A 24,729-nucleotide genomic window follows, 5' to 3' on the forward strand; every position below is an offset into this window, starting at 1 on the left:
TGTCATGTCGATGATCAACAGCCTGCGCGCCGCCGTCCGCACCAACCGCCGCCGCGGCGCGGCCGGCGTCTACGGCGTCCTGCCCGAGGACGCCGCCTCGGCGGTCGTGGACTGCGCGGTCTACCAGCACGGCAAGCGCAGGGGCGAGACGTGCAGCCCGCGCGAGGCCGCCCACCGGGTCAGGGCCGCCCACCTGCTCCCCGAGGGCGAGGGCTCGTTCAGCTGGATCGGCCTGCACGAGCCGACCGAGGCCGAGTTCGCGGGGATCGCCCAGCGCTTCGGCCTGCACCCGCTCGCGGTCGAGGACGCGGTGCACGCGCACCAGCGGCCGAAGGTCGAGCGCTACGACGACGTGTTGTTCGCCGTCTTCAAGACCATCCGCTACGTGGAGCACGACCAGCTCACGCCCACCAGCGAGGTGGTGGAGACGGGCGAGCTGATGGTCTTCGCCGGCCGGGACTTCGTGATCACCGTCCGGCACGGCGGCCACGGCTCGCTGCAGGAGCTGCGCCACCGGCTGGAGGCGGACGCGGACGAGGCGGGGCTGCTCGCAAAGGGCCCGTCGGCGGTGCTGCACGCGATCGCCGACCACGTCGTGGACAACTACCTGCTGGTCGCCGAGCGGCTCCAGAACGACGTGGACGAGATCGAGTACGGCGTCTTCTCGGCCAAGGGCGGGCGCAGCGCCGACGTCGGCCGGGTCTACCAACTCAAGCGCGAGGTACTGGAGTTCAAGCGCGCGGTGGTGCCGCTGCTGCGCCCGATGCAGCAGTTGTCGGAGCCGCTCCAGCGGCTGGTGGACCCGGACATCCAGAAGTACTTCCGGGACGTCGCCGACCACCTGGCGCGGGTCGCCGAGCAGGTGCACGGCTTCGACGAGCTGCTGAACTCGCTGCTGCAGGCGAACCTGGCGCAGGTCTCGGTGGCGCAGAACGAGGACATGCGCAAGATCACCGCCTGGGCGGCGATCTTCGCGGTGCCCACCATGATCACCGGCGTCTACGGCATGAACTTCGAGTACATGCCCGAGCTGCACCACAAGTACGGCTATCCGACGGTGCTCGGCGCGATCGTGCTGATCTGCTTCGGGATGTACCGGGGCTTCCGCCGCAACGGCTGGCTCTGACAGCTACCTGCGCCCGCCGCGAGCGACCAGGACGAGGCCGAGCAGGATCAGCACCACCGCCGGGTAGGCAGCCGCCGGGGGCCACTGGCCCAGCCAGAGGGCGGCGATCAGCGCCGCGCCCGGGGTCTCCAGCAGGATCGCGGTGGAGGTGATCGACGGTCCGAGGTTGCGCACCACGCGGTTGCTCAGCGAGTGGCCGAGCAGCTGGGCGGTGACCATCAGCAGCACGATCTGCCACCAGGCCCCGGCCGGCCACCCGGCCAGCGGCGTCCCGGCGACCAGGCAGATCCCCAGCAGCACCGCCGCCGTGGTGGCGTAGCAGACCAGGGTGTACGCGGTGGTGCTGACGGTCCTGCGGACCTCGGCGCCCAGCAGCATGTACCCGGCCGAGGCCAGGCCGGCGGCGAGCGCGAGCGCGTCGCCCAGCAGCGCGCGCGGGGAGAGCGAGAGGTCCACACCGGTCAGCACCAGCACCCCGGCGAAGGCGACGACGGTGCCGAGCCAGACCAGCCGCGGCGCCCGGACGCCCATCAGCCGCATCAGCAGGATGGTCCACAGCGGGGTGGTGGTGACCAGGGCGGTGGCCGAGGCCACCGAGGTCATCCGCAGGCTGGGCATCCAGAGCGCGAAGTGCACGGCGAGCAGCGCCCCGGCGGCCACCGCGAGCAGCAGCGCCCGCCAGCCGATCCCGCGCAGCTCGGCGCGGTGGCGCAGCAGCGCGTACGGGCCGAGGACGCCGACTGACATGACGTTGCGCCACAGGGCGATCGCCAGCGCGGGCGCGGCGGTGGCGCTGATCAGCGGGCCGGACAGCGAGATGCCGCCGATCGAGACGGCGAGCAGCAGCAGGTCGAGGGTGGGGAGCGGGTGTGCCGGGCCCGGGTCGGCGGTCGCGGGGGCGGCGGTCGGAGTGGTGGCGGCGGCGGTCGCGGGCCGGGCGGCGGGCACGGCGCTCCTTGCTGGTCGCGGGGGTGGGGCCGTCATACGGTAAGGCCCGTGGCGACGCAATGGAACTGTCGCCCGGGGGCTGAGACGTCCGGGGCCTCCCGGCCGCGCCACGGGACGGGCCCACTGGCCGTACGCTGTCCGCCATGGACCGTACGCCCGCCGCCGCGACCGCCGACGACTTCCTCGACCAGGCCCTGCTGGAGGAGGCCGCGAAGAAGTCGGGCCTGCTCTGGGTGCGCGCGGAGGGGCAGGAGCACGCCCGGCCGCTGTGGCACGCCTGGCACGACGGCGCGGTCGTGGTGGTCGGCGGGGGCGGCGAGCAGCCGCTGCACGGCCTGGAGCCCGGCGCCGGTGCCGTGGTGACCGTCCGCAGCAAGGACAAGGGCGGCCGGCTGACCGGCTGGAGCGCCCGGGTCGTCGAGCCGGCCCCGGACAGCGAGGCCTGGCTGGGCGCCGTCGAGGAGCTCAAGGGCAAGCGGCTGAACGCGCCCGACACCGACGCCATCGCCGCCCGCTGGGCCCGCGAGTGCCGGGTGCTGCGGTTGGAGCCGGTCGGCCCGCTCACCGAGCGTCCCGGGGCGATGCCGGACGGCTCACACGTCGCGCAGCCGCTGCCCACCCCGGCCACCACCCGCCGCCCGATCCCGGCCGGCCTGCCCAAACTGCTGTTCAAGCGCCGTTAAAGCTTCACGCCCAGGACTCGTCCGACGGCTACCGTGCCTCCCGGCCGGGCCCGGAACACGCGGGTAGCCTTGGCCGCGGGTGCGCCCCCGGCGCCCCCGGTACGGCGTCGAGCGAGTCGAGGGAGTCCATGGCAGGGCCAGGCACCCGGGTCTTCATCTCCCATCTGTCCGCCATCGCGGTCTTCGACCCGAACGGCGACCAGGTCGGCCGGGTCCGGGACGTGGTCGTGTCGCTGCGGCTCGGCGGCCGCCCGCCGCGCGTGCTCGGCCTGGTGGTCGAGGTGGTCGGCCGGCGCCGGATCTTCCTGCCGATGACCCGGGTGACCAGCCTGGAGTCCGGCCAGGTGCTCACCACCGGTGTGATCAACCTGCGCCGCTTCGAGCAGCGCCCGTCCGAGACCCTGGTACTCGCCGAGCTGCTGGACCGCACCGTCACCTGGTCCAAGACCGGCGAGGACGTCACCGTGTTGGACGTCGGCATGGTGCAGACCCGGCTGCGCGAGTGGGAGATCAGCAAGGTCTTCGTGCAGGTCGGCCGGGCCGGCCGGCTGCGCAAGGGCAAGGGCGAGCGGCTCACCCTGGACTGGCAGGACGTCACCGGCTTCTCGCTGCCCGAGCAGGACCAGGGCGCGGCCAACCTGCTCGCCACCTTCGAGCAGCTGCGCCCCGCCGACCTCGCCAGCGTGCTGCACCACCTGTCCGCCAAGCGCCGCGCCGAGGTGGCCGCCGCCCTCGACGACGAGCGGCTGGCCGACGTCCTGGAGGAGCTGCCCGAGGACGACCAGGTCGAGATCATCGGCAAGCTCCAGGAGGAGCGCGCCGCCGACGTCCTGGAGGCGATGGACCCGGACGACGCCGCCGACCTGCTCTCCGAGCTGCCCGGTGAGGAGGCCGAGCGGCTGCTCCAGCTGATGGAGCCGGACGAGGCCGCGCCGGTGCGCCGCCTGCTGACGTACGAGGAGGACACCGCCGGTGGTCTGATGACCACCGAGCCGATCGTGCTGGAGCCGGACGACACGGTCGCCGAGGCGCTGGCGAGGGTCCGGGTCAGCGACCACAAGCCCGCCCTGGCCGCGCAGGTCTTCGTCTGCCGTCCGCCGAACGAGACCCCGACCGGCCGCTACCTGGGCACCGTGCACTTCCAGCGGCTGCTGCGCGAGCCCCCGTACGTCCTGGTCGGCTCGCTGCTGGACGACGACCTGGACCCGCTGCCGCCGGACACCCCGCTGTCGCTGATCACCAGCTACCTGGCGACCTACAACCTGGTCGCCGCGCCGGTCGTGGACGAGGCCGACCACCTGCTCGGGGCGGTGACCGTCGACGACGTGCTCGACCACCTGCTGCCGGAGGACTGGCGCGACGCCGCGGCGCACCCCGGCGACGACACCCACCAGGACGACAGGGAAGGGATGACCGGTGGACGGTGACCGCAACGGCCGGACGGACGACCCCGCGCGCCGGCGCCTCCAGGGCGAACTGCGCCGGCTGCGGCAGCTGCGCGAGCTGCGCGAGCTGCGCACCCGCGAGGGCGGCCGGGACCGGCGCGCCGACACCGCGCCGATCACCGGCACCGGCCGCGCCCGGCTCGACCAGCCGCGCACCGCGCGCCCCGGCCTGATCACGCTGCCCTCCTACGATCCGGAGGCGTTCGGCGTCCTGTCCGAGCGGATCGCCCGCTTCCTCGGCACCGGGCGGTTCATCGTCTGGATGACGGTGGTGGTCGTCGTCTGGATAGCGTGGAACACCCTCCTGCCGACGAGCGTGCGCTTCGACGAGTACCCGTTCATCTTCCTGACCCTGGCGCTGTCCCTGCAGGCTTCGTACGCGGCCCCGCTGATCCTGCTGGCGCAGAACCGCCAGGACAACCGGGACCGGGTCAACATGGAGCAGGACCGGGCACGCAGCGACCGCAACATCGCCGACACCGAGTACCTGACCCGCGAGGTCGCGGCCCTGCGACACGGGCTCGGCGAGGTCGCCACCCGGGACTTCATCCGGTCCGAACTCCAGTCCCTGCTCAAGGAGATCGACGAGCGCCGGGAGGCCCCCGAACCGCTGTGACCCTCGGCACGCTACCGACGGGTCAACGACTTCGCCGGGCGCCGTACCATCAAGGCATGGCCAACGAGACAGAGGTCGCGGCCGGCGTCACGGAGGAGTCCGTACGCCAGGCGCTGGCGACCGTCAACGACCCGGAGATCAACCGCCCGATCACCGAGATCGGCATGGTGAAATCGGTCGGGATCGCCGAGGACGGCGCGGTGCGCGTCGCGGTCTACCTGACGGTCTCCGGCTGCCCGATGCGCGACACCATCGTCACCCGGGTGCGCGAGGCGGTCGGGAAGGTGCCCGGCGTGACCGGCGTCGAGGTCGAGCTCGACGTGATGAGCGACGAGCAGCGCAAGGAGCTGTCCCAGCTGCTGCGCGGCGGCGCCCCCGAGCGGGAGATCCCGTTCGCCAAGCCTGGCACCCTGACCCGGGTCTACGCCGTCGCCTCCGGCAAGGGCGGCGTCGGCAAGTCCTCGGTGACCGTCAACCTGGCGGCCGCGATGGCCGCCGACGGCCTGAAGGTCGCCGTGGTGGACGCCGACATCTACGGCCACAGCGTGCCGCGCATGCTGGGCGTCGACGGCCGGCCGACCCAGGTCCAGGACATGATCATGCCGCCGCAGGCGAACGGCGTGAAGGTCATCTCGATCGGCATGTTCACCCCGGGCAACGCCCCGGTGGTCTGGCGCGGCCCGATGCTGCACCGCGCGCTCCAGCAGTTCCTCGCCGACGTGTACTGGGGCGACCTGGACGTGCTGCTGCTGGACCTGCCGCCCGGCACCGGCGACATCGCGATCTCGGTGGCCCAGCTGGTCCCCAACGCGGAGATCCTGATCGTCACCACCCCGCAGATGGCCGCCGCCGAAGTGGCCGAGCGGGCCGGCACCATCGCGGTGCAGACCCACCAGAAGATCGTCGGCGTGATCGAGAACATGTCCGGCATGCCGTGCCCGCACTGCGACGAGATGATCGACGTCTTCGGCACCGGCGGCGGCCAGACCGTCGCGGACGCGCTCACCCGCACCGTCGGCGCGACCGTCCCGGTGCTCGGCTCGATCCCGATCGACGTGCGGCTGCGCGAGGGCGGCGACGACGGCCGCCCGGTCGTGCTCGCCGCGCCCGACTCCCCGGCCGGCGCCGCCCTGCGCGCGGTGGCCGGCAAGCTCGGCGGCCGCCAGCGCGGACTGTCCGGGATGTCGCTGGGCCTGACGCCCAAGAACAAGTTCTGAGGCCGTGACTGACGGAGGGCCGGGTGAGCGGCACCCCCCGGCCCTCCGTCGTACGGCCGTTGTACCGCCGAGGGCCCTACGGGCGGGTGTAGGCCGTCAGGTCCGGGACGGTGGAGAAGCCGATGCCGTAGGCGCTGACGCCCCGGCCGTAGGCGCCCAGCATGACGCCGGGGGCCTCGCCGGCCAGCACCCAGCCGTACTCGGACTCGCGGTAGCGGAAGGGCTGCGGCAGGCCGTTGACCGGCAGGCTGAGGGTGGACCAGCCGGGGCCGGCCAGGTCGTCGGCGAGGTCCCAGGCGAGGCTGCTCTGCTGGTCCAGCCAGTCCTGGCGCAGCGCCCGGTCCAGCTGCCCGGGCCAGGTCGCGGCGAGCAGGCCGGAGCCGGCCAGCCAGGCGGCGGAGGCGGCGGAGGTCGCTTCCAGGGTGCCCGTGTTGTCGGCGCTGCGGCGGCTGTCCCGGCGGGCCACCGTGACCACGACGGCGAACTTCCGTACGTCGCGCGGCTCGTACTGCCTGGCCGGCTCCTCGCCGTGGCCGAGCGAGCCGTAGTCGACGCTGCCCGCGGCGCGGGGGCCGGCGCCGGCCTGCACCAGGAAACGGCGGCCGGTCCAGCCCTCGTCCAGCCCGTACCAGGGGAAGTCGGCGGACAGGTAGGGCACCAGCGGGTCCGCCGGGCCGGCCTGTCCGCCGACCACCGGGCCGCCGGCCGTGGCCGTCGCCCCTCCCGCCTGACTCGTCGCGTCCATCCCCGGGCCTCCTCAAACACACGTTTGCCTGCCGTGGCGCGCTCCCATGGTGGCGTACCGCGGCGTTCCGCGGGGCCGTTCCCGGACCGCGACGGGGCGCGGTGTGACGGACGGCTCAGCGGAACAATCAGCACAATAGCGGCGCACACGCCACCGCCCCGCTCAGCCGGGTGGCCGGGCGGGGCGGTGGCGCGGCGCCGGGGCGCCGGACGCGTACCGGTCAGGTGGCGTCGGGGTCGAACGGGGGCCGCTCGCCGGGCGCCAGCGGGGCTCCGGTGGAGGCGGGCGCCGAGGCGGACTTCTCGAAGCTGACGCTGCCGCTGCGGCCGTTGACCGGCGCCGCGGGCTTGTCGTCCAGGACGGACCGGATGTCCAGGGTGTCCTTCATGTCCTTCAGGCCCAGCGGATCGTCCTGGTCGCCCATGAGCTGCTTGCGCACGAAGGTCTTGGGGTTCAGGTCCTCGAACTCGAAGTCCTTGAACTCGGGGCCCAGCTCACTGCGGATGTCCTCCTTCGCGTTGTCGGCGAAGGACCGGATCTTCCGGATGAAGCCCATGGTGTCCTGGATCAGCTTGGGGAGCTTGTCCGGGCCGAAGATGATGATCGCCATCACGACCAGGGTCAGGACCTCCAGCCCACTGACGTCGCTGAACACCTTTGCTCCCTAACTCGTCGGACGACGGTTCCTACAGGGTAATGGCCACCGGCGAGTCCTTGGCCCACGCTGTGATGAAGCCGTGGTAAAGACCTGCCGGTGGCCGAGGCGTCCGGGCCGGAGCGCCGGTGTCCTTCGGGGCCGTTCTAGCGGATCTGCTGGCGCAGTGCGGCGAAGCCCCCGGGGTAGCGCTCCGGGGAGCCCGGCGGGGTCGCGTCGCGGGTCGCGGCGACCGGGCGGCCGGCGAAGTCCACCGGGACCTGCGCGGTCGTCGGGACGAGGCCGCCGCGGCCGCTGCCGGGCGGGCTGACGGTGGTTCCGTGGCGCTCCTCGCCCTGCGTGCTGAGCCCGCCGACGCCGCCGAGCGTCACCGCGGCGACGGAGAAGGCTCCCGCGGCGGCGAACACCAGCCGTCGGCCCCGCGCGGGGGACCGGACGGCGGCGGGCGCGGCGGGCTGCGGACGGGCCGGGGCGGCGGCGGCCTCGGGGCGGGCGGAGCGCCGGCCCATCAGCGGCCGCAGCACCGTGCCGCGGCCGAAGGCCCGCGGGTCGACCCCGGGCAGCGGGGAGTCGGCGCCGAGCGCGCCCGCGCCGAAGGAGGCCCCGGCGCCGCGGCCGAAGGAGCCGCCGTCGAGCCGGCTGCCGCCGAGCGTGCCGGTGGCCGCGACCCCGCCACCGGGCAGGTCGTCGTCGTCCTCGCGGCGCCCGCGCCGGCCGGAGCGCCAGTCGCCGTCCGCCGGGGCGTCCTCGGGGAGGTTGCCGACGGCCATCAGGCGGGCCATCAGCGCGGAGGACGGGCCGGGCGGGCCGGAGCGGGCCAGCATGTGCTTGACGGCGCGGCCCTCGTCGGCCTCCGCGAGGCACTGGGGGCAGGTCGCCAGATGGGCCTGGACGCGGTCGCGCGAGTCGTGGCCGAGTTCGCCGTCCAGGAAGGCGGAGAGGCGCTCGCCGAGGTGGTGCTCCTCGGCGGCGGGTGCGGCGGGACGGACGGGGAGCGCGTGCAGCGCCGTGTCCGCGGGCAGTGCCACCCCGGGCAGCACGGGCTCACCGGGTTCGTCGCCTCCGCGACGGCCCGGCAGCGCCCAGCCCCGTCGGTTCGGAGGCCGGTCGGATGCGTCCGACCGGTCCGAACCGGACCGGCTGGTTCCGCTCACGATCGCCTCCGTCCGCGCCCACCGGGCGCGACCGCGGCCTCGACCGCCCCCACCCCGACGGCCACCGGCACCGGCTCCTCCGAGCCGCCGCGGCGCTCACGGCCGGGGGCCGAGCCGGGGGCGCGGTGCTTGAGCGCGGCGCGCAGGTGCGAGCGGCCGCGGTGGATGCGGCTGCGGACGGTGCCGAGCTTGACGCCCAGCGTGGCGGCGATCTCCTCGTAGGACAGGCCCTCGATGTCGCAGAGCACCACGGCGGCGCGGAACTCCGGCGCGAGCGTGTCCAGGGCGTGCTGCACGTCGGCGTCGAAGTGGGTGTCGCTGAAGTGCTGGGCCGGGCTGGGCTCGCGGGAGGCGAGCCGCTCGGCCGCGTCCTCGCCGAGCGCGTCGAAGCGGATGCGCTGGCGGCGGCGGACCATGTCCAGGAAGAGGTTGGTGGTGATCCGGTGCAGCCAGCCCTCGAACGTGCCGGGGGTGTAGGTGGACAGCGAACGGAACACCCGGACGAAGACCTCCTGGGTGAGGTCCTCGGCGTCGTGCTGGTTGCCCGTCAGACGGTAGGCCAGCCGGTAGACCCGGGCGCTGTGCGCCTCGACGATCTCCTCCCACGTGGGCGGAGTCCAGGTCTGCGCGTCGGGACCCTCGGAGAAGGTCGCGAGAGCGGGGGCCTCGGTGGCACCGGCGGCCGGCGTCGCGGCCACGGGCTGGTCCAGGTCGGAGTGCGCAGGCTGGTTCATCACGGGCTTCGGCGTACGGGCCGACGCGGTGCCGCGGAAGTGCCGCCGCACAGGGACGTCGCCCTCGGCCACACCTCCTCGGTCGGCTCTTCTGCCCAGCAGGGCCACCACCATATCCACCTCACCCGTCAAGCCCGGATAAAAGTGCCCGGGAGGTCTTGCGCACCCGGTCCGACATGACAACGGCCCGCCGCCGTACGCGGTTCCCGGTCGGCCAGTAATCTGTGCCAGGAAATATCGACATCCCTCGGCACCGGGCCGCCGCCCGGGGCTCCGAAAGAGGCAGCCATCAGCGAGTTCGGGCCCGCGCGCGCGGCCCTCGCCGACACCTACGTGGGCGAGGACGCCGTGCTGACCTACGCCCGGGCGCAGTCCGCGCGGACCGGGATACGGGCGATCGGACCGAGCGGCGGGGCCTGCCTGCGGCTGCTGGCGGCCGCGCTGGACGCCAAGGCGGTGGCCGAGATCGGCACCGGCACCGGGGTGTCCGGGGTCTACCTGCTGCGCGGGATGCGGCCGGACGGCGTGCTCACCACGGTCGACTCGGAGCCGGTGCGCCAGCAGCTGGCCCGTGAGGCGTACCAGGCGGCCGGGTTCGCGGCCAACCGCTCCCGGTTCATACCGGGCCGGGCGCTGGAGGTGCTGCCCCGGCTCGCCGACGGGCAGTACGACCTGGTGTTCTGCGACGGCGACCCGGCGGAGTCCTGCGAGTACCTGCGCGAGGCGCTGCGGCTGCTGCGGCCGGGCGGGATGGTCTGCTTCGAGGGGGTCTTCCAGGAGGGCCGGCTAGCCGAGCCGGAGCTCCAGGACCCGCAGACCGGCGCCGTCCGGGACCTGGTCCGGGACGTGCGGGAGAGCGAGGACCTGCTCCCGGCGCTGCTGCCGGTGTCGGACGGGCTGCTCTGCGCGATCAAGCGCTGAGCCCGGCGCCCCTCGGGGCGCCGCGGGGCGCAGGCCCCGCGGCCCGGGCCCGGAAAACGCGCGGACCCGGGCCGACATGACGTCGTACCCGGGCCCGGCAGCACATCTCCAGGAGATGGCGAGCACCTGCTGCGGTCAGCCGCAGGCCTTCTTCAGGGCCTCGCCGAGGGCCTCGGCCTCGTCAGGCGTGAGCTCCACCACAAGGCGTCCGCCGCCTTCGAGCGGAACGCGCATGATGATGCCCCGCCCCTCTTTGGTGACTTCGAGCGGGCCGTCACCCGTCCGCGGCTTCATGGCCGCCATGCTCGTTCCCCTTCCTGCAACCGCTCAGCTACGCACCGGCAGTCCGTCCACCGCCGGTATCGAACGCATTGATCGGAAGCCATTATCCCGCATGCCACGGGCTGATGACCAACATCACTCTCGGTGCAACCACGGCCGGACCGCCCCCAACCACCGCAATTCACGTCATAAGCCCCGGCGTGGCGGCGGTGCGGACACTGCGGGAAGGTGCGATACCTCACACTCCCCAGCCCCCCGCGTGCTCCGGCATCCTGACACACACGACTGACACCGCCACGACCCCGGGAGCCCTCACCCATGTCCGATTCCGTGCTGTACGAGCTGGACGGCGGCCTGGCCGTCATCACCATCAACCGCCCGGAGGCGATGAACGCGCTCGACGTCGCCACCAAGATCGCGCTGCGCGACGCCGTGGCCGCCGCGGGCGCCGACCCGGCGGTGCGGGCCGTGCTGCTGACCGGGGCGGGCGAGCGGGCGTTCTGCGTCGGGCAGGACCTCAACGAGCACCTGACGCTGCTGAAGCGGGCCGAGGAGACCGGCGAGGGCGCGCTGCGGACCGTCGCCGAGCACTACAACCCGCTGGTGCGGGCGCTGGCCGGGATGCGCAAGCCGACCGTCGCCGCGGTCGGCGGGGTGGCGGCGGGGGCCGGCGCCTCGCTCGCCTTCGCCTGCGACTTCCGCGTCCTGTCCGACCGGGCCGGCTTCAACACCGCCTTCGCCGGGATCGCGCTGACCGCCGACTCGGGCGCCTCCTGGACGCTGCCGCGACTGGTCGGGCACGCCAAGGCCACCGAGCTGCTGATGCTCCCCCGGACGGTCAAGGCCGCCGAGGCGATGGAGCTGGGCCTGGCCACCAGGGTGGTACCGGCCGACGAACTCGCCGCCACCGCACGGGCCTTCGCCCACGAGCTGGCCGAGGGGCCGACCGTCGCCTACGGCGCCATCAAGGAGTCGCTGGCGTACGGCGCCTCCCACTCGCTGGACGAACTCCTCGACAAGGAGGACGAGTTGCAGACGATGGCGGGCGAGAGCGAGGACCACCGGATCGCGGTGCGCGCCTTCATCGCCAAGGAGAAGCCGAAGTACCTGGGCCGCTAGGGACATCGGCCGCCACGGGCCGGCCCGTCCGATCGGAGGGGCCGGCCCTCGGGCCCGTCAGCGGACGGCCGCGGTGCGGACGTGGCAGTCCGCCAGGTGGTCGTCGACCAGGCCGCAGGCCTGCATCAGGGCGTAGGCGGTGGTCGGGCCGACGAAGCGGAAGCCCGCCTTCTTCAGCGCCTTCGCCAGCGCCGTCGACTCCGGCGTGACGGCCGGCACCTCGCCCGTCGTGCGGGGGGCCGGCCGGTCCGGGTCCCCGGCGAACTGCCAGATCAGCGCGTCCAGTCCGCCCTCCAGGTCGCGGGCGACCCGCGCGTTGGCGACCGCCGCCTCGATCTTGGCCCGGTTGCGGATGATGCCGGTGTCGGCGAGCAGGCGCTCCTTGTCCGCCTCGCCGAACTCGGCGACCTTGGCGATCTCGAAACCCGCGAACGCGGCCCGGAAGCCCTCGCGGCGGCGCAGGATGGTCAGCCAGGACAGCCCGGACTGGAAGGCCTCCAGGCAGACCCGCTCGAACAGCGCGTCGTCGCCGTGCACCGGTCGGCCCCACTCGGTGTCGTGGTAGAGCCGGTAGTCGTCGGTGGAGTCGCCCCAGCCGCAGCGGCGCAGGCTGTCCGCGCCGAGCACCGCTCCGTCGTCCGTCACTTGTCCGCCCCAGGCTCGGCGTCCTCGGGGGTCCGCTCCCCGGCCGGCCGCTTGGCGAGCGCCACGGCCGGCTCGACCACCTTGGCGAACTCCTCCAGGCCGGGCAGCGGTTCGGCCGCCGGGTCGGGGGCGCCGCCCGCCTCGACCGCGCCGCGCAGGTGGGCGGCGGCCTCCAGTTCGGCGATCCGCGCGTCGCGGTAGGCGAGTTCGGCGCCGAGGCGGTCCAGGACGTCGTCCACCTCGTCCATCCGGTAGCCGCGCAGGGCCATCGGCAGGCGCAGCTCGTCCACGTCCGCCTTGCCCAGCGGGCGGTCCTGCGGCAGCCGCGCGGAGATGCGGTCCGGTGCCGCCTCCGGCATCGAGCCTCCCCCGCCGAGCGCCACCAGGGCGGCACCGCCGACCACCACGGCCATGGCGACCACGATCACCCAGAACACGAGCTGTCCTCCCGAACTCCCGGCCGGTCCGCTATGTGGCGCAGGTAACCACACTGATCATGACAGCATGGTCCCTTAGTGAGGCCGGGGGCCATCATCGCACCCGCAGGAGCTGTGGAGGAGACATCGGTGGCACTGCGCCTGGGACCGCGGGAATTCGGTGACGACGAGCTGGTGATCATGGCGATCGTCAACCGGACGCCGGACTCGTTCTTCGACAAGGGTGCGACCTTCGCCGACGAGGCCGCCTTCGCCGCCGCGGACCGGGCGATGGCCGAGGGCGCGGCGATCCTGGACATCGGCGGGGTGAAGGCCGGGCCGGGCGACGAGGTCACGGTCGAGGAGGAACTGCGGCGCACCGTGCCCTTCGTGGCCGAGCTGCGCAAGCGCCACCCCGAGGCGGTGATCAGCGTGGACACCTGGCGGCACGAGGTCGGCGAGGCGGTCTGCGAGGTGGGCGCGGACCTGCTGAACGACGCCTGGGGCGGGGTGGATCCGGAGCTCGCCGAGGTGGCCGCCCGGTACGACGTCGGGCTGGTCTGCACCCACGCGGGCGGCGCCGAGCCCCGCACCCGGCCGCACCGGATCGGGTACGAGGACGTGATGGCGGACATCCTGCGGGTGACGGTGGGACTGGCCGAACGCGCGGTGGAATTGGGCGTGCGGCGGGACGCGCTGATCATCGACCCGGGGCACGACTTCGGCAAGAACACCCGGCACTCGCTGGAGGCCACCCGGCGGCTGCCGGAGATGACCGCGACCGGCTTCCCGGTGCTGGTCTCGCTCTCCAACAAGGACTTCGTCGGCGAGACCCTGGACCGGCCGGTGAACGAGCGGCTGCTCGGCACCCTGGCCACCACCGCGGTCTCGGCCTGGCTGGGCGCGCGGGTCTACCGGGCGCACCAGGTCGCGGAGACCCGCCAGGTGCTGGACATGGTCGCCTCGATCCGGGGCACCCGCCCCCCGGCGGTCGCCCGCCGGGGGCTGGCGTGAGCGCCTCGGCCCGGGCCCGCCGAGGACCCGTCCGGGGCTCCTAGATCTCGCCGGCGGGCCGGCGGGCGTCGGCGAGGATCTTCATGACCTCGTCGATCTCGTCGGTGATGTGGAACAGCTCCAGGTCGTGCGGGGCCGCCTTGCCCTGCTCGACCAGGGTGTTCTTCAGCCACTCGTAGAGGCCGCCCCAGTAGGCGCTGCCGTAGAGGATCACCGGGAAGCGGGTGACCTTCTTCGTCTGCACCAGGGTGAGCGCCTCGAACAGCTCGTCCAGCGTGCCGAGGCCGCCGGGCAGGACCACGAACCCCTGGGCGTACTTCACGAACATCGTCTTGCGGACGAAGAAGTAGCGGAAGTTCAGTCCGAGGTCGACGAACTCGTTGAGGCCCTGCTCGAAGGGCAGCTCGATGCCGAGCCCGACGCTGAGGCCGCCGGCCTCGGAGGCGCCGCGGTTGGCGGCCTCCATCGCGCCCGGGCCGCCGCCGGTGATCACCGCGTAGCCGGCCTCGGCGAGGGCCCGGCCGATGGCCACGCCCGCCTGGTACTCGGGCGAGTCGGCCGGGGTCCGGGCGGAGCCGAAGACGCTGATCGCGGGCGGGAGTTCGGCGAGGGCGCCGAAGCCCTCGACGAACTCGGAGGTGATCCGCAGCACCCGCCAAGGGTCGGTGTGCAGCCAGTCGGTGGGACCGGTGGTGTCCAGCAGGCGCTGGTCCGTGGTGCTCGTTCCGACCTGGTCCCGGCGCACCAGCACCGGGCCCTTCTGCTTCTCGGGCCAGGCCTTCTTCTTCCGCGGCACCCCGACCTGCTCGGGGCCGTGACCGTAGTGCTTCTCGTCTCCTGTGCCTGTCATGACGGAACCCTACGCCCGCCTTCCCCCGTTTTCAGGCAACGGGGGAAGGTCGGTTGGGCATCCGGAAGGTGGCGTTCGGCCGCCGTCCCGACGGTCGGCGCGGCGCGCGGCTCAGCTGGTCAGCCAGGCGCGCAGCCGCTCCTCGACCTCGGCGATGGCGCTCAGCGAGCAGTGCTCCTCGCGCTTGTGCGCCAGGTTCGGGTCGCCGGGGCCGTAGTTGACCGCGGGGACGCCGAGCGCGCTGAACCGGGCGACGTCGGTCCAGCCGAACTTGGCCCGGGCCTGGCCGCCGGTGGCCGCCAGGAAGGCCTGGGCGGCCGGCTGGGAGAGTCCGGGCAGGGCACCCGGGGCGAAGTCGGTGACGGTCAGCTCGAAGCCGTCGAAGACCTCGCGCACGTGCTTCTCCGCGTCGGCCTCGCTGCGGTCCGGCGCGTAGCGGAAGTTGACGGTCACGACGCACTCGTCCGGGATCACGTTGCCGGCCACGCCGCCGTCGATCCGGACCGCGTTCAGGCCCTCGCGGTACTCCAGGCCGTCGATCTCCACCCGGCGCGGCTGGTACCGCTCGAGCCGGGTGAGCACCTCGGCGGCGTGGTGGACGGCGTTGTCGCCGAGCCAGCTGCGGGCCGCGTGGGCGCGCACGCCGGTGAGCCGCACCTGCGCCCGCAGGGTGCCCTGGCAGCCGCCCTCGACCATGGCGCCGCTGGGCTCCATCAGCACCGCGAAGTCGCCCGCCAGCCACTCCGGGTGGTCCTTGGCGAGGTGGCCCAGGCCGTTGCGGTGGGCCTCCACCTCCTCGCAGTCGTAGAAGACGAAGGTGAGGTCCCGGTTGGGTTCGGGCAGCGTGGCGGCGAGGCGCAGCTGGACGGCCACGCCGGACTTCATGTCCGAGGTGCCGCAGCCGTAGAGCAGGTCGCCCTCGACGTACGAGGGGAGGTTGTCGGCGATCGGCACGGTGTCCAGGTGGCCGGCCAGGACGACGCGCTCGGCGCGGCCCAGGTCGGTGCGGGCGACCACGTTGTTGCCGTGGCGGTCCACGGTGAGGTGCGGGTAGCCGCGCAGCGCGGCCTCCACGGCGTCGGCGAGCGCCTGCTCGTCGCCGCTCACCGAGGGGAAGTCGACGAGCCGGGCGGTCAGCGTCCCGCCGTCGAGAGTGAGGTCCAGGGGCGTCGGATTCGGGCTGCTCATGGGCGTCAGCCTAGTCCGCGGCCCGGTCCGCCCGGCCCGGTCCGCCCGGTGCGGCCGCCGCGTGACGCGGTTCGGACTCGGTGGCGAGTGGGCGGGCGACGGCAACCGGGGGGCGCCGTACATCCGTCCGAGTGGGTACGGTGTCGGATCAAGGAGCAGGCGCGAGAGGGGCGACGGTGGCCAGGAGAAGGAGCAGCGAGCAGCTGGGCGACGAAGAGGAGCCCACTCGCCGCCGCGGGCCGCTGCGCGCCCTGCTGATGGTGATCGTCGGGCTGCTCGGCCTGGCCCTGGTCGCCGGACTGGCCGTGGTCGGGATCTGGTGGTTCGGCTTCAAGCCGGGTGTGTCGGAGGAGTGCACGGTGAAGACCGCGGCCGGCAACGGCACGCTGGAGCTGCCGCAGGCCGCCAACGCCGCGACGATCGCCGCGGTGGCGCGCTCGCGCGGGCTGCCGGACCGGGCCACCACGATCTCGCTGGCGACGGCGATGCAGGAGTCCAAGCTGCGCAACCTCGCGGGCGGCGACCGGGACTCGATCGGCCTCTTCCAGCAGCGGCCGTCGATGGGCTGGGGCACCCCGGCGCAGATCGGCGACCCGGTGTACGCGACCAACAAGTTCCTGGACGGGCTGGTCAAGGTCCCCGGCTACACCCGGATGCCGCTGACCGACGCCGCCCAGACGGTGCAGAAGAGCGGCTACCCGCAGGCCTACGCCAAGCACGAGACGAAGGCGACCCTGCTCACCTCGGCGCTGGCCGGCCGCGAGCCCGCCTCGTTCTCCTGCGTGGTGCACGACTACGCCAAGCCGGATCCGGCGGACTCCGACTCCCCCACCGCGGGGACCACCCCGGGCGCCACCGCGACCCCGGCCACGGCGCCGGACCGGGCCCAGGTGCTGTCCGACCGGGTGCGCCGGGAGTTCGGCCGCACGGTGACCCCGGCGACCGGCTACACCTCGACCATCAAGGGCGCCGAGAACGCCCTCGCGCTGACCCCGGACCCGGCCACCACCGCGCTGACCTCGGGACCGGACGCGGGGGCGGACGGCGGGGTGAGCGCCGAGCGGGCGAGCGGCTGGGAGGTCGCCCACTGGGCGGTCGCCCAGGCCCAGCAGCTGGGCATCGCGACGGTCGCCTACGACGGGAAGATCTGGCGCAAGTCCAAGTCCGAGGACGGCTGGCAGACCCAGACCTCGGGCACCTCGACCAAGCTCGTCCAGGTCACCCTGGCCCCGCCCACGAAGAGCTGACGCACTGGTGTTCGGGTTGCCGCCGGACGAGTGATTCCGGTCAACCCCGGTGGACCGACCGCCCGTTCCGGCGAACCGGGGTGAAGAACCGTCACTCCCCTTGTCCGGGGCCGGTTCGGCGGCGTCGACCGGGCCCGGCAAGCGGCCCTGCCACAGTCGTACGATCCGATGGTCGGCCAGGGCTCTTCCTTGCACCGGCCGAAACCTTCTGGCTTCTCAAGCGGTAACAACGTCGTCCGCCCGGTCGGCAACGCCCGGCTCCCAGGGCGGACGGGACGGACCCAGACCCCTTCGAGGAGCCCCATGTCTCACCCCCTCACGCGCCGGATCGCCCAGGCCGCGCTCGTCGTGGCCGCCGGAGCGACCCCGCTGCTCGCGGCCGGCTCCGCGTCCGCTCTGGGCGGGGACGCCCTGCTGCCCAAGAGCGACCTCGCGGCACCGCTGGGCCAGCTGACCAATTCCGACGCCGGCTCGACGCTCCAGCACACCACCCACCAGCTCGGCCAGGCCGCCGGCACCACCGGGGCGGCCACCGTCGCCGCGGGCGTACCGGCCTCCGCCGACGCCGCCGGCAACATCGTCGCCCAGCAGCTGCCCGAGGCCAACGAGAAGGCCGGCTCGCTGACCGCGCCGGTCGACCAGACCGCCGCGACCGCCGGCCAGCTCTCCACCGTCACCCCGAAGGTCGCCTCGGCCCTGGCCGGCAAGCTCGGCGAGGCCGTCACCGGCAAGAGCGCGGAGACCCGCGGCGCCACCGCCGGCACCGGCCCGCTCGGCGGCCTGCCCCAGGCCGGCTCGGTCACCCAGGCCGTGCCCGGCGCCGAGACGCTCACCGGCGCCGTCCCCGGCGGCACCGCCGTCGCCGACGCGCTGCCGGTGGGCGCGGTGCAGCGCGCGCTGCCGCTCGGTTCGGTCGAGCGGGCCCTGCCGGCCGAGCTGCCCGCCACCGACGTGCTGGGCCTGGCCGAGCACGGCTCGGCCAACCGCCTCGGCGGTGCCGACCTCGGCAAGAACAGCCCGCTGTCCGGTCTGACCGGTGCGCTCGGCCCGCTCGGCGGCCTGCTGGGCAGCCTCAACGGCGGCGGCCTCGGCAGCCTGCCGCTGTAGTCCGGTCCGCACCCCGTTCCTCCGGGGAGGACCCCGAAGGGGGCCGGTGTCCGTGACACCGGCCCCCTTCGCCGTACGGTCCCGGGGTGCGCTCCCCGGCTGCGGTCAGCGCGCCGCGCCCAGCCGCTCCACGGCCGCCGCGACCCGCTCGTCGGTCGCCGTGAACGCGACCCGCACGAAGCGGTCGCCGGCCGGCCCGTAGAAGTCGCCGGGCGCCACCAGGATGCCCAGCCCGGCCAGTTCGGCCACCGTCTCCCAGCACGGGCGGTCCTGGGTCGCCCACAGGTAGAGGCTGGCCTCGGAGTGCTCGATCCGGAAGCCGTACGCCTCCAGCGCCGCCCGCAGCGCCGAGCGCCGGGCCGCGTACCGCTCGCGCTGCTCGGCCACGTGCGCGTCGTCCGCGAGCGCGGCGACGGTCGCCGCCTGGACGGGCGCCGGCACGATCATGCCGCCGTGCTTGCGCACCTCCAGCAGCTCCCCGACCACCACCGGGTCACCCGCCACGAAGGAGGCGCGGTAGCCGGCCAGGTTGGAGCGCTTGGAGAGCGAGTGGACGGCCAGCAGGCCCTCGTGGTCGTCGCCGCAGACGTCCGGGTGCAGGACCGACACCGGGTCGGCCTCCCAGCCCAGCTCCAGGTAGCACTCGTCGCTGACCAGCAGCGCCCGGTGCTCCCGGGCCCACTCGACGGCGCGGCGCAGCTCGTCCGCGCCCAGCACCCGGCCGGTCGGGTTGGACGGCGAGTTCACCCAGAGCAGGCGCACCCGGGAACCGTCCAGCTCGTCCACCGAGTCGTACTCGACCGGCTCGGCGCCGCACAGCCGGGCACCCACCTCGTAGGTCGGGTAGGCCAGGCGCGGGTAGGCGACCTGGTCGCCGGGGCCGAGGCCGAGCTGGGTCGGCAGCCAGGCCACCAGCTCCTTGGAGCCGACGGTCGGCAGCACGGCCTGCGGGCCGATCCGCGCGCCCACGCGGCGGTGCAGCCAGCCGGCGACCGCCTCGCGCAGCTCCAGCGGGCCCCAGACGGTCGGGTAGCCGGGGGTGTCGGTGTGCGCGGCCAGCGCCTTCTGGACCACCTCGGGGACCGGGTCCACCGGGGTGCCGACGGAGAAGTCACAGAGGCCGCCGGGGTGGGCCAGCGCGGTCGCCTTGTACGGCTCCAGCTTGTCCCAGGGGAAGACCGGCAGCTTGTCCGAAACGCGGCGCGCCGCCCCCGGGTGGCCCGGGAACGGCGCGTGCGTGCTGTTGGTGCTCACAGCTGTTGTGCCACCGATCGTCAGTGGTCGGCGTTCTGCGGCGGCAGAGCGGCGATGAACGGGTGGTCACGCTCGATCAGGCCGAGCTTGGAGGCGCCGCCGGGCGAGCCCAGGTCGTCGAAGAACTCGACGTTCGCCTTGTAGTAGTCCTTCCACTCCTCCGGGGTGTCGTCCTCGTAGAAGATCGCCTCGACCGGGCAGACCGGCTCGCAAGCGCCACAGTCGACACACTCATCCGGGTGGATGTAGAGCGATCGCTCGCCCTCGTAGATGCAGTCAACCGGGCATTCTTCGATGCACGCCTTGTCCTTCACGTCGACACAAGGCTGCGCGATGACGTAGGTCACGCTGTCGTTCCTCCTCGGAAGGGCCTGGTGGCCCGTTCTGTTCTGCTGCCGTGCGCGGTGAGCGCGGCGTCGTCGATGCCCGCCCCTAGTATCGCGGGTCGGAGACCGCAAATGCACAGGAGGTGGCCAGATGGCGACGGTCAACCCGGTCGGCGACCGTCCGGAGGTCCGGATAGACCGCTCTGACGTGGGACGACGCGTGTCCGTCCGCAGGCTTGCGGAGTTCGTGGACGACCGTCCGGTGTTCCGTGATTCGATCGGCGTGCTCACATCGTGGGACGATCATGGGCTGACGGTCGTCCCGCGCACCGGCGATCCGGTGTTCTTGCCGGAGAAGCTGCTGGTCGCAGGCAAGGTCGTGCCGCCGTTTCCGGCCCGGCGCGCCCCCTTGCCGGTCACCGGGCCGGTCGAACTGCAGCGGATCGCGGGGCGCGGCTGGCCGGCCGTCGAACAGGAGTCGCTCGGCGAGTGGACGCTGCGCGCCTCGGCCGGGTTCACCCGGCGGGCCAACTCCGTCCAGGCCCTCGGGGAGCCGGGTCTGCCGCTGCCTCAGGCGCTGGCTGCCGTCCGCGACTGGTACGCGGCGCGCGGGCTGCCCCCGTACGTCGAGGTGCTCTCCCCCGGCTCGCCTCCGACGCTGGTCGCCGAGCTCGACCGGCTCGGGGCCGGGTACGCGCCCACCCTGGTCCGCACCGCGCCGCTGGCCGGGCTGGCCCGGGGCGGCGCCGGGCACGAGAGGGTGCGGCTGGCCCGCACGGCGGACGACGGGTGGCTGTCGGTGTACCGGCGGGTCGGCGACGACCCGGCGGTGGAGGAGGCGGCCCGAAAGGTGCTGAACGGCGGGCCGTCGGTCTGGTTCGCGACCGTGCCGGGCGCCCCCGGGCAGCCGCCGCTGGCGATCGGGCGCTGCGTCATCGACGGGGCCTGGGCCTGCTTCGGCGCGATCGAGGTCCAGCCGTACGCCCGGCGGGCCGGGCTGGCGACGGCGGTCATGGCGGTGCTCGCCTCGCGCGCGGCCGAGGAGGGGGCGAGCGGCGCCTACCTCCAGGTCGAGGCGGAGAACGCGGGGGCGATCGCGCTCTATGACGGACTCGGCTTCACGACCAGTCACACTTACCACTACGCGCTCCTCCCCCAGGGGTAGCCGCCAGGCCGTACCGTCCGTCCGATCACCCGCTTGTCCGACTGTCGCCTTGTCCGTCCGCCGTACGAAAGCCGTCGCCGTCACCGTGACCGAGCAGAGCAGAGACCGCTTCCGGACCGCCGCCCGCGCCGAGCAGCCCGACCCGGTGCTGCTGTGCGTGCTCGCCGCCGCCGAGCACGGCATGGTGCCCGACCCCGGCGACCCCGGCGAACCGCCCGGCGTGGACGCGCTGCTCGCCGCCTGCGAGGCCGCGCTGGAGCGGCACGCGGCGGAGGTCCGGACGGCGGTCGCCGAGCGGGCGCCCACCGGACCGGAGGAGACCGCCGCCCTGCTCGCCGCGGTGCTCGGCGGGCGGGAGCGCTTCCACGGGCGGCAGTCGGACTACCGGCGGCTGGAGTCCTCGCTGCTGCCCGAGGTGCTGCGGCGGCGGCGCGGGCTGCCGATCATGCTCTCCCTGGTGTGGATGGCGGTCGGACGGCGGGCCGGGCTGACCGTCCACGGCATCGCGCTGCCCGGCCACTTCATCGTCGCGGTCGGCGGCCCGGCGGGCGGCGAGGACTACGTCCTGGCCGACCCGTTCCACGGCGGGCGGCTGCTCGACCCGGAGGACGTCGAGCAGTTGGTCGCCGCCGCCGGGCAGGAGTTCACCCCCGCCCTGCTCACCCCGGCCCAGCCGCTGGAGATCGTGCTGCGGGTGCTCGGCAACATCCGGCTCTGGGCCGCCGACCGCCCCGAGCACGCCCGCACCCAGCTCTGGGCCACCGAACTCGCCCTGCTGCTGCCCCGGCACCCGGCCCAGCTGCGCCTGGAACGGGCCGAACTCCTCGTCCGCACCGGGGACTTCCTCGGCGGCTCGGCGGAGATGGACGCCTACGCGCAGATCCTGGACGCCTTCGACCCGGACACCGCCGCCAAGGTCCGGCAGGAGGCCAGGGCGGCCCGGCACCGGCTCAACTGACCTCCGTCAGAGCCAGCCCTTCTCACGGGCGATCCGGACCGCCTCGGTGCGGTTGCGGGACTCGGTCTTCTGGATCGCCATCGACAGGTAGTTGCGCACCGTCCCCTCGGACAGGTGCAGCCGCCTGGCGATGTCCGCGTTCACCGCGCCGTCGGCCGCCGCGTCCAGCACGTCCCGCTCGCGCGCGGTCAACGGGTTGGCGCCCTCGGCCAGCGCGGCGGCGGCCAGCGTCGGGTCGATCACCCGCTCGCCGCGCAGCACCCGGCGGATCGCCTCCGCCAGCTCGGCGGCCGGCGCGTCCTTCACCAGGAAGGCGTCCGCACCCGACTCCATCGCCCGGCGCAGGTAGCCGGGCCGGCCGAAGGTCGTCGCGATGACCACCTTCGTCCGCGGCGCCCGGCGGTGCAGCTCGGCGGCCGCCTCGATGCCCGTCATCCCCGGCATCTCGATGTCCAGCACCGCGACCTGCACGTCGTTCGCGAGCACCGCCGCCACCACCTCGTCCCCGCGGCCGACCTGCGCGACGACGTCGATGTCCCCCTCCAGCCCGAGCAGCGCGGCCAGCGCCTCCCGGACCATCCCCTGATCCTCGGCGAGCAGCACGCGGATCGAGGCCCCGTTGTCAGTGTCGTTCATGGCCACGACCTTAGGGCCTGCCTCCGAGGACCCGGCCGACGTATTCCGGTGGTTCACCGGGGCCCCGCGGACGAGACTGTCCCGGTGCTGACCCTGGAACTCCTGCGCCCCGACCACGCCGATGCCGTACTGGCCTTCGAGCGCGCCAACCGCGCGTACTTCGCCCGCACCGTCCCGGACCGCGGCGACGCGTACTTCGCCCGGTTCGCGGACCGCCACGCCGCCCTCCTCGCCGAACAGGCCGAGGGCGTCTGCAGGTTCCACGTCGTCCGCGACGCGGCCGGCGGCCTGGTCGGCCGCGTCAACCTCCTCGACCTCGTCGACGGCAGCGCCGAACTCGGCTACCGCGTCGCCGAATCCGCCGCCGGCCGAGGCATCGCCACCGCCGCCGTGGCCGAGGCCTGCCGCCTCGCCGCCACCGCCTACGGCCTGCGCTCCCTCACCGCCGTCACCACCCTCGACAACCTCGCCTCGCGGGCCGTCCTCGCCCACAACGGCTTCGAGCCCCGGTACGAGTTCCTCCTCGACGGCCGCCCCGCCCTCGCCCACCGCCGCTCCCTCGCCGACCTCGGCTGAGGCCGGCCGGCCGACGGCCTACTCCGGAAGCCAGCGGCGGGCGGATTCGAGGCTGTCGGCGATGCCGGTGTTGAAGGCGAGGGCGGCCCCGGGGGCGTGACGACGCACCAGATTGACGACGAGCTCGAAGAACAGGAGCGCGGCCTCGGGCTTGCGGATGCCGCCGCCGATGACGACGACGTCCCAGGCCCGGGCGGCCAGGGCCGCCACGACGGCGGGCTCGGCGGTGCCGTCGGGGGCGACCAGCGCGGTCGCGGCGTCGATGCCGTGCTCGGCGAAGCGGAGGAGTTCGGCGTCCAGGACGGCCTGCACGGCGTCGCCGTCCATACCGGGGACGGCGTGCGGGTCGAAGCCGATGACGAGAACGGTGGGCATGTCCGGTACGACGTCCGCACCGGCCGTCCGGGTTCCCCGCGCGGGCCCGCGCGGGGACTAGCGCGGCTTCGTCGCGGGCGCGGGTCCGGAGGCCGGGGCCGACACCGTGCGCAGCGGCACCGAGGCGCGCAGCCGGAAGCCCCGCCCGCGCTCCCCTGGCCCGGTCTCCAGCCGCCCGCCGACCAGCGCCAGCCGCTCCTCCAGACCGGACAGGCCGTTGCCCGGCTGGGACTTGCCCGGCCCGCGCCCGTTGTCGGTGACCTCCAGGACGGCGTAGTGCTCGCCGCCCGCCTCCCAGCTCTCGTCCGCCGCGACCGTGCAGACGGTGGCGTCCTCGCCGTGCCGGACGACGTTGGTCACGGCCTCGCGCAGTGCCCAGGCCAGCGCGCCCCGCTCCTCGTCGGGCAGCGCCGGCCAGGCGTCCACCAGCTCCGGCGCAGCCTCCAGCCGGACCTGGGCGGCGGCCAGCGCGGTCCGGGCGGCGGCCAGTTCGACCGGCAGGGTCGGGCGCCGGAAGCCGGTGACCGCCTCCCGGACGTCGATCAGTGACTGCCGGGCGACCTGTTCGATGTCGGCGACCTGCGCCCGGGCGGCCTCGTCCTTGCCGGCGTCCATGAACCGTCCGGCCAGCTCGCTCTTCAGGGTGATCAGCGACAGCGAGTGCCCGAGCAGGTCGTGCAGGTCGCGGGCCAGCCGCAGCCGCTCCTCGGAGGCGGCCAGGTGCGCGACCGCGGCCCGGGCCTCGCGCAGCTCCTTCATGGTGGCGACCAGCCGCTGCAGGCCGGTCATCGCGACGCCGGAGAGGAAGGCGCTGAGCGCGAAGGTGGAGACGTTGTCGACATCGGCGCCGATGCCCACGCCGACGACGGCGGTGAGCGCGGCCATGGCGACCAGCCCGCGCAGCCCGTAGCGGGCCGGGGTGATGATCGCGACGCACACCGAGGCGTAGATGAACAGCGTCAGGAACGCGTCGCCGAGCACGACGGAGGCGGCGACCGCGAGCCCGACCATCGTCGTGACGATCGCCAGGCAGGCCCGCGGCCGCATCCCGGCCTGCGAGCGGAAGACCACCAGCAGCACGTACGCGACCATGAACACGGCCAGGCAGCACCAGCCGAGCACCGTCCCGATCGTGCTGTGGCCGCCGCTCAGCAGGTCCCCGGCCGGGTAGGCCAGGTAGAGCATCCACAGCATCATCCAGGCGACCTTGACCAGCAGCTGCCGCCTGGTCTCCACCGGGGAGCCGGGGACGTTCATGAAGGACGCGCGCGCCACGCCCACCTCCGGCGGTTCGTCGATGCGGTGGGCCTGGCGCGCGTCACTCATG

At 74.0% G+C, this 24,729-nt stretch carries 28 protein-coding genes; 13 read left to right on the top strand and 15 right to left on the bottom strand.

Features of this window, described 5'->3' with window-relative positions:
- Nucleotides 1-4: 4 nt before the first annotated feature.
- Nucleotides 5-1,126, top strand: coding sequence for a magnesium/cobalt transporter CorA (gene corA, locus ACWDBB_RS15560; RefSeq protein ID WP_392873509.1), 1,122 nt, complete (start codon nucleotides 5-7; stop codon nucleotides 1,124-1,126).
- Between the two features lie 3 nt (nucleotides 1,127-1,129).
- Here the strand turns inward: corA and ACWDBB_RS15565 are convergent, their stop codons facing one another.
- Nucleotides 1,130-2,110 (bottom strand): DMT family transporter, encoded by a 981-nt coding sequence (locus ACWDBB_RS15565; protein ID WP_449790063.1) that lies wholly within the window; start codon nucleotides 2,108-2,110, stop codon nucleotides 1,130-1,132.
- Between the two features lie 107 nt (nucleotides 2,111-2,217).
- Here ACWDBB_RS15565 and ACWDBB_RS15570 point away from each other — a divergent pair, with 107 nt between their 5' ends.
- From ACWDBB_RS15570 to ACWDBB_RS15585, 4 genes are all read left to right on the top strand, one after another.
- Nucleotides 2,218-2,757 carry a hypothetical protein gene (locus ACWDBB_RS15570; protein ID WP_449790064.1) on the top strand — a complete coding sequence of 180 codons (540 nt, stop codon included), beginning with the start codon at nucleotides 2,218-2,220 and terminating at the stop codon, nucleotides 2,755-2,757.
- A gap of 128 nt (nucleotides 2,758-2,885) precedes the next feature.
- Complete coding sequence (locus tag ACWDBB_RS15575; RefSeq protein ID WP_449790065.1) at nucleotides 2,886-4,184, top strand: magnesium transporter MgtE N-terminal domain-containing protein; 1,299 nt, start codon at nucleotides 2,886-2,888, stop codon at nucleotides 4,182-4,184.
- Between the two features lie 85 nt (nucleotides 4,185-4,269).
- Nucleotides 4,270-4,818, top strand: coding sequence for a DUF1003 domain-containing protein (locus ACWDBB_RS15580; protein ID WP_449790096.1), 549 nt, complete (start codon nucleotides 4,270-4,272; stop codon nucleotides 4,816-4,818).
- 56 nt (nucleotides 4,819-4,874) lie between these two features.
- Complete coding sequence (locus tag ACWDBB_RS15585; RefSeq protein ID WP_449790066.1) at nucleotides 4,875-6,035, top strand: Mrp/NBP35 family ATP-binding protein; 1,161 nt, start codon at nucleotides 4,875-4,877, stop codon at nucleotides 6,033-6,035.
- 76 nt (nucleotides 6,036-6,111) lie between these two features.
- Here the strand turns inward: ACWDBB_RS15585 and ACWDBB_RS15590 are convergent, their stop codons facing one another.
- The 4 genes from ACWDBB_RS15590 to sigE all read right to left on the bottom strand — a co-directional run bounded on the left by ACWDBB_RS15590 (nucleotide 6,112) and on the right by sigE (nucleotide 9,323).
- Nucleotides 6,112-6,780, bottom strand: a complete 669-nt coding sequence (locus ACWDBB_RS15590) for a hypothetical protein (RefSeq protein ID WP_449790067.1) — start codon at nucleotides 6,778-6,780, stop codon at nucleotides 6,112-6,114.
- A gap of 220 nt (nucleotides 6,781-7,000) precedes the next feature.
- A complete protein-coding gene (locus ACWDBB_RS15595; protein ID WP_449790068.1) occupies nucleotides 7,001-7,435 on the bottom strand; it encodes a sec-independent translocase in 435 nt (144 codons plus the stop codon).
- Nucleotides 7,436-7,581: 146 nt separating this feature from the next.
- Entirely contained in the window at nucleotides 7,582-8,463 is an 882-nt protein-coding gene (locus ACWDBB_RS15600; RefSeq protein WP_449790069.1) for a zf-HC2 domain-containing protein, read from the bottom strand.
- A gap of 122 nt (nucleotides 8,464-8,585) precedes the next feature.
- Nucleotides 8,586-9,323: an RNA polymerase sigma factor SigE gene (gene sigE, locus ACWDBB_RS15605; RefSeq protein ID WP_449790097.1), complete on the bottom strand. Its 738-nt coding sequence runs from the start codon at nucleotides 9,321-9,323 to the stop codon at nucleotides 8,586-8,588.
- Between the two features lie 288 nt (nucleotides 9,324-9,611).
- Here sigE and ACWDBB_RS15610 point away from each other — a divergent pair, with 288 nt between their 5' ends.
- Nucleotides 9,612-10,244 (top strand): O-methyltransferase, encoded by a 633-nt coding sequence (locus tag ACWDBB_RS15610; protein ID WP_449790098.1) that lies wholly within the window; start codon nucleotides 9,612-9,614, stop codon nucleotides 10,242-10,244.
- Nucleotides 10,245-10,379: 135 nt separating this feature from the next.
- Here ACWDBB_RS15610 and ACWDBB_RS15615 read toward each other — a convergent pair whose 3' ends face one another.
- Nucleotides 10,380-10,547 carry a DUF3117 domain-containing protein gene (locus ACWDBB_RS15615; protein WP_380552276.1) on the bottom strand — a complete coding sequence of 56 codons (168 nt, stop codon included), beginning with the start codon at nucleotides 10,545-10,547 and terminating at the stop codon, nucleotides 10,380-10,382.
- Nucleotides 10,548-10,844: 297 nt separating this feature from the next.
- On the opposite strand from ACWDBB_RS15615, the gene ACWDBB_RS15620 reads away from it, so the two are divergent.
- Nucleotides 10,845-11,645 carry an enoyl-CoA hydratase-related protein gene (locus tag ACWDBB_RS15620; RefSeq protein WP_449790070.1) on the top strand — a complete coding sequence of 267 codons (801 nt, stop codon included), beginning with the start codon at nucleotides 10,845-10,847 and terminating at the stop codon, nucleotides 11,643-11,645.
- A 57-nt stretch (nucleotides 11,646-11,702) separates the two neighbouring features.
- Here ACWDBB_RS15620 and ACWDBB_RS15625 read toward each other — a convergent pair whose 3' ends face one another.
- Together ACWDBB_RS15625 and ACWDBB_RS15630 are read right to left on the bottom strand one after the other, a co-directional pair.
- Nucleotides 11,703-12,290: a DNA-3-methyladenine glycosylase I gene (locus tag ACWDBB_RS15625; RefSeq protein ID WP_449790071.1), complete on the bottom strand. Its 588-nt coding sequence runs from the start codon at nucleotides 12,288-12,290 to the stop codon at nucleotides 11,703-11,705.
- Nucleotides 12,287-12,727, bottom strand: a complete 441-nt coding sequence (locus tag ACWDBB_RS15630; RefSeq protein WP_449790072.1) for a DivIVA domain-containing protein — start codon at nucleotides 12,725-12,727, stop codon at nucleotides 12,287-12,289. The genes ACWDBB_RS15625 and ACWDBB_RS15630 overlap by 4 nt, the downstream gene beginning before the upstream one ends.
- Before the next feature lie 180 nt (nucleotides 12,728-12,907).
- Here ACWDBB_RS15630 and folP point away from each other — a divergent pair, with 180 nt between their 5' ends.
- Nucleotides 12,908-13,720, top strand: coding sequence for a dihydropteroate synthase (gene folP / locus ACWDBB_RS15635; protein ID WP_449790099.1), 813 nt, complete (start codon nucleotides 12,908-12,910; stop codon nucleotides 13,718-13,720).
- A 40-nt stretch (nucleotides 13,721-13,760) separates the two neighbouring features.
- On the opposite strand, the gene ACWDBB_RS15640 is transcribed toward folP, so the two are convergent.
- Nucleotides 13,761-14,570, bottom strand: coding sequence for an LOG family protein (locus tag ACWDBB_RS15640; RefSeq protein ID WP_402401571.1), 810 nt, complete (start codon nucleotides 14,568-14,570; stop codon nucleotides 13,761-13,763).
- A gap of 111 nt (nucleotides 14,571-14,681) precedes the next feature.
- On the bottom strand, nucleotides 14,682-15,758 hold the full coding sequence (dapE, locus tag ACWDBB_RS15645) for a succinyl-diaminopimelate desuccinylase (RefSeq protein ID WP_449790073.1): 1,077 nt from the start codon (nucleotides 15,756-15,758) through the stop codon (nucleotides 14,682-14,684).
- A 257-nt stretch (nucleotides 15,759-16,015) separates the two neighbouring features.
- Here dapE and ACWDBB_RS15650 point away from each other — a divergent pair, with 257 nt between their 5' ends.
- Together ACWDBB_RS15650 and ACWDBB_RS15655 are read left to right on the top strand one after the other, a co-directional pair.
- Nucleotides 16,016-17,005, top strand: a complete 990-nt coding sequence (locus ACWDBB_RS15650; protein ID WP_449790100.1) for a hypothetical protein — start codon at nucleotides 16,016-16,018, stop codon at nucleotides 17,003-17,005.
- Nucleotides 17,006-17,308: 303 nt separating this feature from the next.
- On the top strand, nucleotides 17,309-18,112 hold the full coding sequence (locus ACWDBB_RS15655) for a hypothetical protein (protein WP_449790074.1): 804 nt from the start codon (nucleotides 17,309-17,311) through the stop codon (nucleotides 18,110-18,112).
- A gap of 105 nt (nucleotides 18,113-18,217) precedes the next feature.
- Here ACWDBB_RS15655 and dapC read toward each other — a convergent pair whose 3' ends face one another.
- Nucleotides 18,218-19,366 carry a succinyldiaminopimelate transaminase gene (gene dapC / locus ACWDBB_RS15660; protein WP_449790075.1) on the bottom strand — a complete coding sequence of 383 codons (1,149 nt, stop codon included), beginning with the start codon at nucleotides 19,364-19,366 and terminating at the stop codon, nucleotides 18,218-18,220.
- Between the two features lie 20 nt (nucleotides 19,367-19,386).
- The gene (fdxA, locus tag ACWDBB_RS15665) at nucleotides 19,387-19,713 is read right to left on the bottom strand and encodes a ferredoxin (protein WP_030061559.1); all 327 of its coding nucleotides are present in this window, start codon (nucleotides 19,711-19,713) and stop codon (nucleotides 19,387-19,389) included.
- Between the two features lie 130 nt (nucleotides 19,714-19,843).
- Here fdxA and ACWDBB_RS15670 point away from each other — a divergent pair, with 130 nt between their 5' ends.
- Both ACWDBB_RS15670 and ACWDBB_RS15675 read left to right on the top strand, forming a co-directional pair.
- Nucleotides 19,844-20,857: a GNAT family N-acetyltransferase gene (locus ACWDBB_RS15670; RefSeq protein ID WP_449790076.1), complete on the top strand. Its 1,014-nt coding sequence runs from the start codon at nucleotides 19,844-19,846 to the stop codon at nucleotides 20,855-20,857.
- Nucleotides 20,858-20,942: 85 nt separating this feature from the next.
- Nucleotides 20,943-21,815, top strand: a complete 873-nt coding sequence (locus tag ACWDBB_RS15675) for a transglutaminase family protein (protein ID WP_449790101.1) — start codon at nucleotides 20,943-20,945, stop codon at nucleotides 21,813-21,815.
- A gap of 6 nt (nucleotides 21,816-21,821) precedes the next feature.
- Here ACWDBB_RS15675 and ACWDBB_RS15680 read toward each other — a convergent pair whose 3' ends face one another.
- The gene (locus ACWDBB_RS15680; protein WP_449790077.1) at nucleotides 21,822-22,451 is read right to left on the bottom strand and encodes a response regulator; all 630 of its coding nucleotides are present in this window, start codon (nucleotides 22,449-22,451) and stop codon (nucleotides 21,822-21,824) included.
- Between the two features lie 84 nt (nucleotides 22,452-22,535).
- Between ACWDBB_RS15680 and ACWDBB_RS15685 the strand changes: the two genes are divergently transcribed.
- Nucleotides 22,536-23,027 carry a GNAT family N-acetyltransferase gene (locus ACWDBB_RS15685; protein WP_449790078.1) on the top strand — a complete coding sequence of 164 codons (492 nt, stop codon included), beginning with the start codon at nucleotides 22,536-22,538 and terminating at the stop codon, nucleotides 23,025-23,027.
- Between the two features lie 18 nt (nucleotides 23,028-23,045).
- Here the strand turns inward: ACWDBB_RS15685 and ACWDBB_RS15690 are convergent, their stop codons facing one another.
- Nucleotides 23,046-23,402 (bottom strand): hypothetical protein, encoded by a 357-nt coding sequence (locus tag ACWDBB_RS15690; protein WP_449790079.1) that lies wholly within the window; start codon nucleotides 23,400-23,402, stop codon nucleotides 23,046-23,048.
- 57 nt (nucleotides 23,403-23,459) lie between these two features.
- The gene (locus tag ACWDBB_RS15695; protein WP_449790080.1) at nucleotides 23,460-24,728 is read right to left on the bottom strand and encodes a sensor histidine kinase; all 1,269 of its coding nucleotides are present in this window, start codon (nucleotides 24,726-24,728) and stop codon (nucleotides 23,460-23,462) included.
- Nucleotide 24,729 lies beyond the last annotated feature (1 nt).

The sequence above is a fragment of the Kitasatospora sp. NPDC001095 genome, from assembly GCF_053598615.1.

Excerpts from the sequence above, each read along its gene's own strand:
- ACWDBB_RS15565 (WP_449790063.1), bottom strand. The coding sequence starts at position 2,110 with ATGACGGCCCCACCCCCGCGACCAGCAAGGAGCGCCGTGCCCGCCGCC.
- ACWDBB_RS15620 (WP_449790070.1), top strand. The coding sequence starts at position 10,845 with ATGTCCGATTCCGTGCTGTACGAGCTGGACGGCGGCCTGGCCGTCATC.
- ACWDBB_RS15615 (WP_380552276.1), bottom strand. The coding sequence starts at position 10,547 with ATGGCGGCCATGAAGCCGCGGACGGGTGACGGCCCGCTCGAAGTCACC.
- ACWDBB_RS15670 (WP_449790076.1), top strand. The coding sequence starts at position 19,844 with ATGGCGACGGTCAACCCGGTCGGCGACCGTCCGGAGGTCCGGATAGAC.
- corA (WP_392873509.1), top strand. The coding sequence starts at position 5 with ATGTCGATGATCAACAGCCTGCGCGCCGCCGTCCGCACCAACCGCCGC.
- ACWDBB_RS15655 (WP_449790074.1), top strand. The coding sequence starts at position 17,309 with ATGTCTCACCCCCTCACGCGCCGGATCGCCCAGGCCGCGCTCGTCGTG.
- ACWDBB_RS15640 (WP_402401571.1), bottom strand. The coding sequence starts at position 14,570 with ATGACAGGCACAGGAGACGAGAAGCACTACGGTCACGGCCCCGAGCAG.
- dapE (WP_449790073.1), bottom strand. The coding sequence starts at position 15,758 with ATGAGCAGCCCGAATCCGACGCCCCTGGACCTCACTCTCGACGGCGGG.
- ACWDBB_RS15585 (WP_449790066.1), top strand. The coding sequence starts at position 4,875 with ATGGCCAACGAGACAGAGGTCGCGGCCGGCGTCACGGAGGAGTCCGTA.
- ACWDBB_RS15695 (WP_449790080.1), bottom strand. The coding sequence starts at position 24,728 with ATGAGTGACGCGCGCCAGGCCCACCGCATCGACGAACCGCCGGAGGTG.
- ACWDBB_RS15570 (WP_449790064.1), top strand. The coding sequence starts at position 2,218 with ATGGACCGTACGCCCGCCGCCGCGACCGCCGACGACTTCCTCGACCAG.
- sigE (WP_449790097.1), bottom strand. The coding sequence starts at position 9,323 with ATGAACCAGCCTGCGCACTCCGACCTGGACCAGCCCGTGGCCGCGACG.
- ACWDBB_RS15690 (WP_449790079.1), bottom strand. The coding sequence starts at position 23,402 with ATGCCCACCGTTCTCGTCATCGGCTTCGACCCGCACGCCGTCCCCGGT.
- ACWDBB_RS15575 (WP_449790065.1), top strand. The coding sequence starts at position 2,886 with ATGGCAGGGCCAGGCACCCGGGTCTTCATCTCCCATCTGTCCGCCATC.
- ACWDBB_RS15680 (WP_449790077.1), bottom strand. The coding sequence starts at position 22,451 with ATGAACGACACTGACAACGGGGCCTCGATCCGCGTGCTGCTCGCCGAG.
- ACWDBB_RS15590 (WP_449790067.1), bottom strand. The coding sequence starts at position 6,780 with ATGGACGCGACGAGTCAGGCGGGAGGGGCGACGGCCACGGCCGGCGGC.
- ACWDBB_RS15650 (WP_449790100.1), top strand. The coding sequence starts at position 16,016 with ATGGTGATCGTCGGGCTGCTCGGCCTGGCCCTGGTCGCCGGACTGGCC.
- folP (WP_449790099.1), top strand. The coding sequence starts at position 12,908 with ATGGCGATCGTCAACCGGACGCCGGACTCGTTCTTCGACAAGGGTGCG.